Source organism: Hydrogenophaga pseudoflava NBRC 102511 (genome assembly GCF_001592285.1).
Taxonomy (GTDB): domain Bacteria; phylum Pseudomonadota; class Gammaproteobacteria; order Burkholderiales; family Burkholderiaceae_C; genus Hydrogenophaga; species Hydrogenophaga pseudoflava.
In genome coordinates this window covers 398,880-410,920 of record NZ_BCWQ01000001.1, presented here as the reverse complement: position 1 = coordinate 410,920, position 12,041 = coordinate 398,880, and the positions used below count along the sequence as shown (strand labels likewise).

Below are 12,041 nucleotides of genomic sequence, written 5' to 3'. Positions count from 1 at the left end.
GAGGCGTTCAGCCCGATGACCGGGCTGGGTCGGCCACGAGGCGCTGCCGCCGGACCTGGCGCGGCGTGGCCTCGGTCAGCCGCTGCAACATCCGGCGCAAGGCCGTGGCGTCCTGGTAGCCCACGGCGGCCGCCACCTGTTCCACCGGCAGGCGCGTGTGTTCCAGCAGGGCGCGCGCGCGGCGCAGACGCACGCTCTGGATCAGCGCCATGGGCGACTTGCCGGTGGCGCGCTGCACATGGCGCGCCAGCGTGCGGGTCGACATCGCGGCCTGCTGCGCCAGCATCGACACGGTCACCGGTTCCGGCCAGCGCGCCTCGATCTGCGCCACCAGCCCGCTGACGAAGTCGTCGCCCGCCACCAGGGCCTGGGGCACCACGTAGGGCGACTGCGCCGCACGGGCGTCGATCAGCAGCACCCGGCCGACCCAGTCGGCCAGCGCGTGCCCACCGTGCTCGCGCAGCAGGTGCAGCATCAGGTCGGTCTGCGCCAGGGCCGCCCCGCCGGTGGCGACAGGGCCGTCCACGCACACCATGCGGTCGGCGTCCACGCGGCAGGCGGGAAACCGCTGCTGCAGCAGGTGGGCCAGCCACCAGGTGGTGGTGGCGCGGCGCCCGTCCAGCACGCCCGCCAGACCCAGCACGAACACCGAGAAACACGACGCCGCCACGCGCCCGCCCGCGGCCACATGGCGGCGCACCGCCGCAGCCGTCGCCTGCACGCATGGGTTATCCAGGTGTTGCGCCAGTTGCGCGGTGTCGGCCAAACGCAGGCCCGGCAGCACCCACACCGAGGAGTCGGCGCCCGCGCGCCGCGGCAGGGGGCGGGTGTCCACGGTCAGGCCCATCGACAGCGCCACCGGGCCACCCGCAGGCGAAAGCACCCGCCAGGTCGGCGCCGGCACACCGCAGCGCGGCGCCATCACCTGGGCGGCCGACAGCATGTCCAGCGTCACGGCCACGCCGCTGGTCAGGCTGCCGGGCAGGACGATCAGGCTGAAATCGGGCATGTCTGAAATCGCTCCAAAGATGTCATTCCGGACACTTTAAGACCCGGCGGCGCCCGGGTCCAATGCGATCCATCGATTCAAGGAGCCGCCGCATGACAACACCGCCCCCAAAACCCATCACCCGCTGGTACCTGGCGCTGGCACTGGCCGGGCTGGTGGGCACCTGGCTCTTCAACCTGCAGTACTTCCTGTCGGGGGGCAGCGTGGCGCCCGACCGCTTCTGGGCCGATGCCATGGTCAACCCGCTGACCAGTGCGATCACGGTCGACGTGTACCTGTCGGCGCTGGTATTTGCGGTCTGGGTGTGGCGCGAAACGGCGCCGCTCAGCCGCTGGCGGGCCCTGGCCTGGATCGCGCTGTGTTTCGGGGTGGGGCTGGCGGTCGCTCTGCCGCTGTACCTCGCGCACCGGGGCGTCGCCATCGCCCCTCGGCGCTGACTGGGCCGCAAGGCCTCAGCGGGGTGCGACGCGGTTGAGCGGTGTCTTCGCCTGCCCGGTGGTCAGGTAGGCGATCAGGTTGTCGGCCGCGAGCATGGCCATGGCCATGCGCGTGGGCAGCGTGGCGCTGGCGATGTGCGGCGTGAGCACCACGTTGGGCACGGTCAGCAGCGCGGGGTTGACCTGGGGCTCGCCCTCGAACACGTCCAGCCCCGCCGCCGCGATGCGTTTCTCGCGCAGCGCCGCGACCAGCTCGTTCTCGTCCACGATGCCGCCGCGCGCGATGTTGACCAGGGTCGCGGTCGGCTTCATCAGCGCCAGTTCGGCCGCGCCCACCGTGTGGTGCGCCGCGGGTGTGTAGGGCAGCACCAACACCACATGGTCGGCCTGTGAAAACAGGTCTTCGCGCGAGACATAACTCGCGCCACACGCGGCCTCTTTCCCGGTGTCGAGGCGCGAACGGTTGTGGTAGACCACCCGCATGCCGAAGCCGTGCGCACCGCGGCGCGCGATGGCCTGGCCGATGCGGCCCATGCCCAGGATGCCCAGCGTCGTGCCGTGGATGTCGGCGCCCGCGAACAGGTCGAGCGACCACTGCTTCCACTGGCCGGCGCGCAGGAAGTGTTCGCTCTCGGTGATGCGCCGCGCGGTCGCCATCAGCAGCGCAAAGCCGAAGTCGGCCGTGGTCTCGGTGAGCACGTCGGGCGCGTTGGTGGCCTGCACGCCGGCCGCCGTCATCGCGTCCAGATCGAAGTTGTTGTGGCCCACCGCGAGGTTGGCCACGATTTTCAGCTGCGGGCAGGCCGCCAGCAGCGCCGCGTCGATGTACTCGCTGCCGGTGGTCAGCACCCCGTCCTTGCCCTGCAGGCGCTCGATGAGTTCGACCGGGGACCAGACCACGCCGGGCGGCGTGGTCTCGACCTCGAAGTGCTCGCGCAGGCGCTCCACCACCTCGGGGAACACGGCACGCGCGATCAGGATGGCGGGGCGCTGGCTCATGTGCGTGCTCAGACGGCCAGCAGGTCGACTTCGAACAGCAGCGTGGCGTTGGGCGGGATCACGCCGCCGGCGCCGCGCGCGCCGTAGCCCAGCGCGGCCGGGATCACCAGGCGGCGCGTGCCGCCGACGGCCATGCCCTGCACGCCCTCGTCCCAGCCCTTGATCACGTGGCCGGCGCCGAGCGGGAATTCGAAAGGCTGGCCGCGGTCCTTGCTGGAGTCGAACTTGGCGCCCTGCACGCCGTCGTTGTAGAGCCAGCCGGTGTAGTGCACCTGCACGCGGCGGCCGGCCTGGGCGACCTCGCCGTTGCCGACGGTGGTGTCTTCATACTGCAGGCCGCTGGGGGTGGTGATCATGGTGTGTCCTCGGGTTGAAAAAACGAAAGACCGATTATTCCAGCCCGACACCGGCCCGGCGTCGGCACCACTTCAAACACCTGTTTACACAGGCTTTGCACGCCATGGGGCAAACGTTGACGCAGCCGCGATGTACTGCAGTCCTCGCAACCACCGGTCCCAGGAGACCCACGATGACCACCTCCACCCCCCTCTTCTCCCGCCGCCTGGCGCTGGGCGCCATCGCCGGCTCGGCCCTGCTCACCGCGTTGCCGGCCATGGCCGAGGGACGCCTGACCGACGTGCGCGTGATCGACCGCGACCGCGGCGCGGTGCTGCCGCTCTACCGCTTCCGCGGCGAGTACTGGGTGGCGGGCGACCCGGGCGCACGCTACGCCATCGAGCTGCGCAACGACAGCCGCGAGCGCCTGCTCAACGTGGTGTCGGTCGACGGCGTGAACGTGATCACCGGTGAGACCGCCGACTTTGACCAGGCCGGCTACGTGCTGGAACCCATGCAGCGCTACGACGTGGCTGGCTGGCGCAAGAGCAAGCGCGAGATCGCGGCCTTCGAGTTCACCCGCCACTCGCGCTCCTACGCGGCGCGCACCGGGCGCCCGGACGATGTGGGCGTGATCGGCGTGGCGGTGTTCCGCGAGCGCGAGGTCTTCCACCTGCCCCGCCCGCCCCTGCCGCCCTTCCCGCCGTTCGACCGCAGCGAACCCCGCTCGGGCAGCAAGTCCAGCCCGCAGTTGCAGGAACGTTCCCACGGCGGCGCCCAGGCCGGGCCTCAGCTGGGCACTGGCCATGGAGATCGCGAACGCGACCGCGTGGGCGAGACCGATTTCGTGCGCCGCAGCAACCGGCCCGACGAGATCATCCGCATCCGCTACGACAGCCGCGAGAACCTGGTCGCACTGGGTGTGATTCCGCCTGAGCGCCGCCGCTGGCGCGACCGGCCCAGCGCCTTCCCGGGTGCGAACCGGGGCTACGTGCCCGATCCGAACTGAGTTTGGCCCCCCCGCTCACTCCAGCCAGTGCGTGAAGCTGGCCACCGGCTCGCGAGGTGTGATGAACCCATTCACCTTGTCAGCCGGGTCGGCGTAGCCCAGCGCCATGCCGCAGACCAGCATCTCGTTCTCGCCCGCGCCGATGTGCGGCAGGATGATCTTGGCGAAACCGTTCCAGGCCGCCTGCGGGCAGGTGTGCAGGCCGTGGCCGCGGGCGGCGACCATGAGGTTCTGCAGGAACATGCCGTAGTCCACCAGCGAGCCGCGGCCCATGACCCTGTCCAGCGTGAACATCAGGCCCACCGGCGCGTCGAAGAAGCGGAAGTTGCGCTGGTGCTGCGCGTGCATCTTGTCCTTGTCCCCCTTGGTGATGCCCAGCAGGCCGTACAGGCTCCAGCCGTTCTCGCGCCGGCGGTCGATGTAGGGGCTGACCCACTGCGTCGGGTAGTAGTCGTATTCCTCCCGGTACTGCTCGGCCAGCGACGGGTCGGCGCGCAGCGCGTCGTGCGCGGCGCAGCATTTGGCCACCAGGCTGTCGCGGCTGGCGCCCTGCAGCACATACACCTTCCAGGGCTGGGTGTTGGTGCCCGACGGCGCGCGAGAGGCCACTTCCAGCAGATGCTCCAGCGTGGCGCGCGGCACCGGCTGCGGCAGGAAGGCGCGGGCCGACATGCGGCTGGTGATGGCGGCGTCGACGCTGGCGGCGTCGATCACGGGCGAGGTGGCGGGCGGGTTCTGGCTCATGGTGTCTCCTGGATGTGACGTTTACGTCAACGTCAATTATGGCAAGCGGTGCCGCCCGGCGCTGGCCGGCGGTCAGGTGATGGTCTGCAGGGTGGCCTTGAGCTTGTCAGGCAGCGGCACTGGCCGGCGCGTCTCGCGGTCCACATACACGTGGATGAAGTGGCCACAGGCGGCGGCCAGTGGCTCGCCCTGGGCGAAGAGGCCGACCTCGTAGCGCACGCTGGAACTGCCCAGATGAGCGACGCGCAGGCCGGCTTCGATAGTCTGCGGAAAGGCCAGCGGCGCGAAGTAGTTGCACTGCGTTTCGATCACCAGACCGATCACGCCGCCAGCGTGGATGTCCAGCGCGCCCTGCTCGATCAGCCAGGCGTTGACCGCGGTGTCGAACCAGCTGTAGTAGACGACGTTGTTGACGTGGCCGTAGATGTCGTTGTCCATCCAGCGGGTGCCGATGGAGCGGAACACGCGGTAGTGGTCGCGCGGCTTGGCCTGGGGTCGGGTGCTGGGAGCGGCGGGGGCATTCATGGCGGCGGATTCTGCCTGCGCAGCCCTCAGGCGGCTGTCACCGCCGCGCGTTCGCTGCCTCGCGCGGCCGCAGCCCAGCGGGCGTGGTACTCCAGCGCCACCCGGTAGGTGTTCATCTGCACCTGCACCGTGGCTTCCATGTCCGTGCCGTAGCCGCCGGCCATGGCGAAGGCCAGCGGCAGGCGGCGCTGCCAGGCCCAGTCCATCACCCGCCGGTCGCGCGCCTCCAGCCCGTCGAACGTGAGCTTCAGGCGCCCCAGCCGGTCGCCCTCGTGCGGGTCGGCGCCCGCCAGGTAGATCACCAGCCCGGGTTCGAACCGGCGCTCCAGCTCGTCCAGCGCGCGTTCCAGCGCTTCCAGGTACGGAACATCGCCGGTGCCGTCGGGCAGTTCCACGTCCAGGTCGCTCGGCTCCTTGCGGAACGGGAAGTTCTTCTCGCCATGCAGCGAGAGCGTGAACACCGAGTCGTCGTCCGCGAAGATGCGCGCCGTGCCGTTGCCCTGGTGCACGTCCAGGTCGACGATGGCCACCTTCAGCGGGCCGCGCGCGCGGTGCTGCCTTGCGTGTTCGGCCTGCATCAGGCGCGCGGCCACGGCCGCGTCGTTGAACACGCAGAAGCCGCTGCCCTTGTCGGCGTAGGAATGGTGGGTGCCGCCCGCGATGTTGGCCGCCAGACCTTCTCCGGACATCGCGGCGCGGCAGGCCTGGATGGTGGCGCCGACCGAGCGCCGCGCCCGCTCGGCCATGGCCGGGCTCCACGGGAAGCCGATCTCTCGCTGGGCAGCAGCGCTCAGCGAGCCGGTCTGCACCGCCTGGATGTAGGTCGGCGCATGCACCAGCGCCAGCTCACCGTCGCTGGCCGGCAGGGCCTGGCCGAGCCGGATCTGCGGGCACTCGGTTGCCAGCCGCTCGCGCAGGCGCCCGTACTTGGCCATGGGAAACCGGTGCCCGGCGGGCAGCGGCAGGATGAAGTGGTCGGCGTAGAAGACGTGCACGGCCCATTGTGGCCGGCGCAGCAAATCCAGCCGGTGCGGCCCGGTTTTAGAAAACCGCACCTAGATTGCTGCGGCGCAGCAAAAAAGCCTTGCATCCGCTCGTCCAGTCCCTATAATTCGAGTCATGTTGCAGCGCAGCAAAGCGAACGAAAACAACAGCGTCCAGACAGCGCGGTGTTCTCGAAGCAGCCTTCAACTGCCCTTTAAAACCCTCTACAGGAGCTAAAAACATGTTGACCGCTGAACAAATCGTTGCCGCCCAGAAAGCCAACATCGAAACCCTCTTCGGCCTGACCCAGAAAGCCTTCGAAGGCGTGGAAAAGCTGGTCGAGCTGAACGTGCAAGCCACCAAAGCCGCCCTCAGCGAGTCCGCCAACAGCGCCCAGGCCCTGCTGTCCGTCAAGGACGCCCAGGAACTGCTGACGCTGCAAGCCAGCCTGATGCAGCCCCTGGCCGAGAAGACCGTGGCCTACAGCCGCCACCTGTACGACATCGCTTCGGGCACCGGCGCCGAGTTCGGCAAGGCCGCTGAAGCGCAAGCCGCCGACGCCCAGAAGAAGTTCATGGCCGTCGTCGACAATGCCGCCAAGAACGCACCCGCCGGTTCGGAAACCGCCGTCGCCGTGATGAAGAGCGCCGTGTCTGCCGCCAACAACGCCATGGAATCGGTGCAGAAGGCTGTCAAGCAAGCCACCGAAATGGCCGAAACCAACTTCAACACCGTCACCGCCCAGGCCGTGACCGCCACCAAGGCCGCCGCCAAGAAGCGTTGAACAACACAGGGTTTCTGCGGATGTTCCGGCCTTTGACTTCGATCAAGGCCAATACGATTGAACTCAAGCAGACTGGCGCCTGACCTGTGAAGGCGGCGCTGAACCCTCAGACCGTTTTTCTGGTTGTCTCCTCGGGTCCTTTTCGAAATTCCGATTTCATCGGACCCCTTCAAGCCCTCGCCGCAACGCGAGGGCTTTTTTTATGTCCGCAGCTGGCAGCGGCTGGTCAGTGGGGTTCTGCCGGGCGCAACCGCGCCAGCAGTTGCTTGAGCTTCGGCAGGGCCGCCTGCATCGCGGCCCGGCCCGCCTCGATGGACCGCTGGCGTGAGGCGAAATCGGCGCTGCCCACCCCCGCCAGCGAAGGCCGCACGACCACGTCGGCACGGGCCAGTTCCAGCCGGTTGATGCTCTGACCCATGATGGCCGTGGTCTTGGGCAGCAGGCTGAACAGGCCGTTGGCCGGGATGTCCTGCGGATCGGCCGAAATGTCGATCGCCAGCACCACCTCGGCCCCCATCTCGCGTGCCTGGCGCACCGGCACCGGTGCCACGAGGCCGCCATCGACGTACTCCCGGCCGGCGATCGACACCGGATTGAAGACACCGGGCACCGCGCTGGACGCGCGCACGGCCTGCGCGGTGTCGCCCCGGCGGAACAGCACGCCGCTGCCATTGGCGAGATCGGTCGCCAGGATGCCCAGCGGCAGCGCCATCTGCTCGATCAGCTTGCCGTCCACCGCCTGCCGCACATAACGCGCCAGCGCCTCGCCGCGCAGCAGGCCCCGGCTGGCCAGCGGCATGGTCCAGTCCGTGAGCAGCGCCTCGTCCATGCCCATCGCCACGCGCTCCAGTTCGGCGGAGCGCTTGCCGCTGGCGTAGAGGGCCGCCACCAGACTGCCGGCGGAGGTGCCCGCCACCACATCGGCGCGGATGCCGTTCGCCTCCAGCACCTGGATCACCCCCACATGGGCAAAACCCCGCGCCGCGCCCCCGCCCAGAGCCAGCCCGAGCCGCGGCGGGCGCTGGGGCACCTCCACCACGGGCGGGGTCAGTACCGGGGGTTCTGCGGGCGGTGCCACGGTGGAGCAACCAGCCAGCACGACCAGCAACAGGGCATTGACCCAGATCAAGAACTTCTTATCAAGAACCATTCGCATTTGTGTTAGCATCCGCCGCAACTCATTCCCCACATTGAAAGACAACCCATGCGCTCATTCGCCTTGCTCCCGATTGTCCTGGCTGCCGCCACGTCCCTGAACGCCCTGGCCCAGGACAAGGTCCTGAACATCTACTCCGCCCGCCACTACCAGACGGACGAGGCGATGTACGAGAACTTCACCAAGACCACGGGCATCAAGATCAACCGCGTGGACGCCGACGACGCCGGCATCGTGGCCCGCCTGAAGGCCGAAGGCTCGGCATCTCCGGCCGACGTGATCCTGCTGGTGGACGCCGCCCGCATGGCCAGCGCCGACAAGGACGGCCTGTTCCTGCCGATCAAGTCCGCCAAGCTGGACGCTGCGATCCCCGCCAACCTGCGCGCCGACGCCACCAAGGACGGCGTGACCTGGACCGGCTTCTCCACCCGCGCCCGCGTGATCGTGTACGACCCGCTGCGCGTCAAGGCCGCCGACGTCGCCACCTACGAACAACTGGCCGACCCCAAGCTCAAGGGCCTGCTGTGCACCCGCTCGGGCTCGCATCCCTACAACCTCTCGCTGTTTGCCACCGTGGTCGAGCGTCTGGGCGATGCCAAGGGCGAAGCCTGGCTCAAGGGCCTGGTCGACAACATGGCGCGTGCCCCTAAGGGTGGCGACACCGACCAGATCAAGGCCGTGGCGTCGGGCGAGTGCGGCGTGGCCATCTCCAACACCTACTACATTGCGCGGCTGGTCAAGTCGAGCAAGGCCGACGAAAAGGAAGTGATGGAGAAGGTGAAGGTGGTGTTCCCCAACCAGGGCACGACCGGCACGCACGTCAACATCGCCGGCGCCGCCGTGGCCAAGCACGCCAAGAACAAGGACAACGCCATCGCGTTCATGGAGTACCTGGCCAGCCCGTATGCCCAGGACTATTTCGCCAACGGCAACAACGAGTTCGCAGCCGCCAAGGGCGTGAAGATCGAGAACGCGGCCCTCAAGGCCATCGGTGGCGACAACTTCAAGGCCGAGCAGATTCCGCTGGGCGTGGTGGCCAAGAACATGGTGAAGGTGCAGCAGATGCTGGACCGCGTCGGGTTCAAGTGATCGACCGAAAGCCCGCTTCTCGCGGGCTTTTTTGTGGGCGATAATTGACGTTTACGTTAACGTCAATTCCATCCAAGAGGAGCATTCCATGGAAATCGCAGGCAAGGTCTTCATCGTCACCGGCGGCGCATCGGGCCTGGGCGAAGGCACAGCGCGCATGCTGGCGGCCAACGGCGGCAAGGTGGTGATCGCCGACATGCAGGCGGAAAAAGGCGAAGCGGTCGCCCGGGAGATCGGCGGTGCCTTCGTCAAATGCGACGTGAGCAACGAGGCCGACGGCCAGGCCGTGGTCGCCAAGGCCGTGTCCATGGGCAAGCTCATGGGCCTGGTGAACTGCGCCGGCATCGCCCCGGCCGAGAAGACCGTGGGCAAGAATGGCGCCCACTCGCTGGCCGTCTACACCAAGACCATCATGGTCAACCTGGTCGGCAGCTTCAACATGATCCGCCTGGCTGCGGACGCCATGTGCAAGAACGAACCCGAGGCCACCGGCGAGCGCGGCGTGATGATCTCGACTGCCTCGGTGGCTGCCTACGACGGCCAGATCGGCCAGGCGGCCTACGCCGCGTCCAAGGGCGGCGTGGTGGGCATGACCCTGCCGATCGCGCGCGACCTCGCTCGCAACGGCATCCGCAACATGACCATCGCCCCCGGCATCTTCGGCACGCCCATGCTGTTCGGCATGCCGCAGGAGGTGCAGGATGCGCTGGCCGCCAGCGTGCCCTTCCCCAGCCGCCTGGGCACGCCGAACGACTACGCCAAGCTGGCCAAGCACATCATCGAGAACGACATGCTCAATGGCGAGGTGATCCGCCTGGACGGCGCCATCCGCCTGGCGCCTCGCTGACAGGGCCCACCCCTGCCGCGCTGCACGCGCCCCCTCCAGGGGGCGATGCGAGTGGCCCGGCAAAGCCGGTTCCACCGCATCCTGGGTGGGATGTCTCGCGCCGGAGGGTTCTTCCCTGACCGTGCCAAGCTTCTGGCGGGCTCAGCGGTAAGCCGTGCGGGCCTGCTTGAGATCGATGCGGCCCCGCACCACCTTCTCCAGCGCGTCGTGGCGCAGGCTGCGCATGCCCTCGCGCACGGCAACATCGAAAATCTCGGTCGGTCGGGCACGGTCCTGGATCAGCTGCTTGACGCTGCGGCTGTTCTGCAGGATCTCGTAGATGCCCAGCCGGCCTTTGTATCCTTTGCCGCCGCAGTGGTCGCAGCCCACCGCGTGGCGCATCCGAACCTCGGCAGGTGTCGACACCCCGGCCGCCGTCAGCAAGCGGTCCTGCGCCTGTGCCAGACCCAAGTCGCTGCCCTCGCGGTATTCCTCCAGCAACGCCGTCCAGGCCGTTGCATCCAGCGACCCAGGCTCGGAACAGTGCGTGCACAGGGCCCGCACCAGGCGCTGCGCCACCAGGCCCAGCAGAGAATCGGCGAAGTTCATCGGGTCCATGCCCAGGTCCAGCAGGCGCACCACGCTCTCGCTGGCGTTGTTGGTGTGCAGGGTCGAGAGCACCAGGTGACCGGTGAGCGAGGCTTCGATGGCGATCTTCGCGGTCTCGGCGTCGCGAATCTCGCCGATCATGATGATGTCGGGATCGGCGCGCAGAAAGCTGCGCATCGCGCTTGCAAACGTCAGACCGATCTTGGCATTCATCTGCACCTGGCGCAGTCCGGCCTGCGTGATCTCGATCGGGTCCTCGGCGGTCCAGATCTTCTTGTCGGCGGTGTTGACCTCGGCCAGCATCGAGTGCAGCGTGGTGGTCTTGCCTGAGCCGGTCGGCCCCACGGCCAGCACCATGCCGAAGCTGCGCTGCGAGAAACCGGCGATGGTGTCCAGGTCGCGCGGCTGCAGGCCCAGTTGCGACAGCGGGATCGGCTTGGCCGATTCCAGCAGGCGCAGCACCACGTCCTCCAGGCCATCGTGGGTGGGCATCACGGCCACGCGCAGCTCCAGCGCCGTGCCACCGAACTCGGCGAAGTCGATCTTGCCGTCCTGCGGACGCCGCCGCTCGGCGATGTCCAGCCGCGCCATGATCTTGATGCGCGAAACCAGGGGCGCGCGCAGCTTGGCGGGCAGCCACAGGTAGGGTTCGAGATCGCCATCGCGGCGGAACCGGATCGCTGTCAGCGCCTCCCCGGGGTTCGACTCGATGTGGATGTCGGAGGCGTGCACCCGCTGCGCCTCCGCGATCATCTGATTGACCAGGCGCACCATGCCGGCCGACTCGCTGGCAGAGGCCATCTGCTCGGACTCGGCCGCCGACCCGACCTCGACCATCGCCTGCATCACCAGGTCGTCCACCAGTGCATGACCGGCCACACTGGCCCCCCCTTGTGGAGAAAGGCGTCGGCGTGCCTCTTCAACGATGGCTGGTGCGCTGTGTGCATGGGCTGCCCGCTCCACCCGGTCCTGCACTTCGAGCCGCCGTTCAATGGCTTCACGACTGGCCCAGACCAGTTCCACCGTATGCCCCGTACAAGAACAGAGGGCGCGGTGCAGATCACCACTGGTGGGCGTCCAGGAGGCCACAAGGAACCGGTCGGCAGCCATGCCCAGCGGCAGCACGGTGTGGGCGTGGGCCACCCGCAAGGGGAGGATGTCGAACGCACCACGCTCCACCTCGAAACCCAGGGCCTCGACCTCGACCACCCCGGCCACCCGGGCCAACGCCCGCTGCAGCTCGTCGTCCGTCAGCACCATGCGTGTGACCAGTTCGTGCGAGCGCGACCGGAACAGATCGGGGTCCTCTGCCAGCAAGCCGTCCACGGTGCCCTGATCAAGGATGCGCAACCGCAGCAACGCCTCGCTCAGACTCACAATGGGCCACCGATGTTGCAACTCGAAAGCCTGCACCAATTGCGTCAGGTTGTGCACTGGCCCCTGCACGGGCGGACGATGGTTGGGGGTTGGAGGGGCGGCGGTGCTTGTCAGCGTCATCAGGGTTTTCTCGTATCAGCGGCTGGTTGCCGATGAA

13 protein-coding genes are annotated in these 12,041 nt (G+C 68.2%); 5 read left to right on the top strand and 8 right to left on the bottom strand.

From position 1 onward, the window contains the following. Nucleotides 1-7: 7 nt before the first annotated feature. A complete protein-coding gene (locus tag HPS01S_RS02010) occupies nt 8-1,009 on the bottom strand; it encodes a GlxA family transcriptional regulator (RefSeq protein WP_066150447.1) in 1,002 nt (333 codons plus the stop codon). 92 nt (nt 1,010-1,101) lie between these two features. Between HPS01S_RS02010 and HPS01S_RS02005 the strand changes: the two genes are divergently transcribed. Beyond that, complete coding sequence (locus HPS01S_RS02005; protein ID WP_066150444.1) at nt 1,102-1,446, top strand: DUF2834 domain-containing protein; 345 nt, start codon at nt 1,102-1,104, stop codon at nt 1,444-1,446. A gap of 15 nt (nt 1,447-1,461) precedes the next feature. On the opposite strand, the gene HPS01S_RS02000 is transcribed toward HPS01S_RS02005, so the two are convergent. Together HPS01S_RS02000 and HPS01S_RS01995 are read right to left on the bottom strand one after the other, a co-directional pair. Further along, nucleotides 1,462-2,445, bottom strand: coding sequence for a 2-hydroxyacid dehydrogenase (locus HPS01S_RS02000; protein WP_066150441.1), 984 nt, complete (start codon nt 2,443-2,445; stop codon nt 1,462-1,464). A gap of 8 nt (nt 2,446-2,453) precedes the next feature. Then, complete coding sequence (locus HPS01S_RS01995; RefSeq protein ID WP_066150438.1) at nt 2,454-2,801, bottom strand: FKBP-type peptidyl-prolyl cis-trans isomerase; 348 nt, start codon at nt 2,799-2,801, stop codon at nt 2,454-2,456. Between the two features lie 173 nt (nt 2,802-2,974). On the opposite strand from HPS01S_RS01995, the gene HPS01S_RS01990 reads away from it, so the two are divergent. Beyond that, nucleotides 2,975-3,790, top strand: coding sequence for a hypothetical protein (locus tag HPS01S_RS01990; RefSeq protein ID WP_066150435.1), 816 nt, complete (start codon nt 2,975-2,977; stop codon nt 3,788-3,790). 15 nt (nt 3,791-3,805) lie between these two features. Here the strand turns inward: HPS01S_RS01990 and HPS01S_RS01985 are convergent, their stop codons facing one another. From HPS01S_RS01985 to HPS01S_RS01975, 3 genes are all read right to left on the bottom strand, one after another. Next, the gene (locus HPS01S_RS01985) at nt 3,806-4,534 is read right to left on the bottom strand and encodes a nitroreductase (RefSeq protein ID WP_066150431.1); all 729 of its coding nucleotides are present in this window, start codon (nt 4,532-4,534) and stop codon (nt 3,806-3,808) included. Nucleotides 4,535-4,606: 72 nt separating this feature from the next. Further along, nucleotides 4,607-5,059: an acyl-CoA thioesterase gene (locus HPS01S_RS01980; RefSeq protein WP_066150428.1), complete on the bottom strand. Its 453-nt coding sequence runs from the start codon at nt 5,057-5,059 to the stop codon at nt 4,607-4,609. Nucleotides 5,060-5,085: 26 nt separating this feature from the next. Next, the gene (locus HPS01S_RS01975) at nt 5,086-6,054 is read right to left on the bottom strand and encodes a histone deacetylase family protein (RefSeq protein WP_066150425.1); all 969 of its coding nucleotides are present in this window, start codon (nt 6,052-6,054) and stop codon (nt 5,086-5,088) included. 230 nt (nt 6,055-6,284) lie between these two features. Between HPS01S_RS01975 and HPS01S_RS01970 the strand changes: the two genes are divergently transcribed. Further along, entirely contained in the window at nt 6,285-6,827 is a 543-nt protein-coding gene (locus tag HPS01S_RS01970) for a phasin family protein (RefSeq protein WP_066150422.1), read from the top strand. A 226-nt stretch (nt 6,828-7,053) separates the two neighbouring features. On the opposite strand, the gene HPS01S_RS01965 is transcribed toward HPS01S_RS01970, so the two are convergent. Then, nucleotides 7,054-7,977 (bottom strand): patatin-like phospholipase family protein, encoded by a 924-nt coding sequence (locus HPS01S_RS01965; protein ID WP_066150419.1) that lies wholly within the window; start codon nt 7,975-7,977, stop codon nt 7,054-7,056. Between the two features lie 54 nt (nt 7,978-8,031). Between HPS01S_RS01965 and HPS01S_RS01960 the strand changes: the two genes are divergently transcribed. Together HPS01S_RS01960 and HPS01S_RS01955 are read left to right on the top strand one after the other, a co-directional pair. After that, on the top strand, nt 8,032-9,072 hold the full coding sequence (locus tag HPS01S_RS01960; RefSeq protein WP_066150416.1) for an extracellular solute-binding protein: 1,041 nt from the start codon (nt 8,032-8,034) through the stop codon (nt 9,070-9,072). Nucleotides 9,073-9,160: 88 nt separating this feature from the next. Continuing rightward, nucleotides 9,161-9,919, top strand: a complete 759-nt coding sequence (locus tag HPS01S_RS01955) for a 3-hydroxyacyl-CoA dehydrogenase (RefSeq protein ID WP_066150413.1) — start codon at nt 9,161-9,163, stop codon at nt 9,917-9,919. A gap of 141 nt (nt 9,920-10,060) precedes the next feature. Here the strand turns inward: HPS01S_RS01955 and HPS01S_RS01950 are convergent, their stop codons facing one another. Continuing rightward, entirely contained in the window at nt 10,061-11,884 is a 1,824-nt protein-coding gene (locus HPS01S_RS01950) for a GspE/PulE family protein (protein ID WP_169803925.1), read from the bottom strand. Nucleotides 11,885-12,041 lie beyond the last annotated feature (157 nt).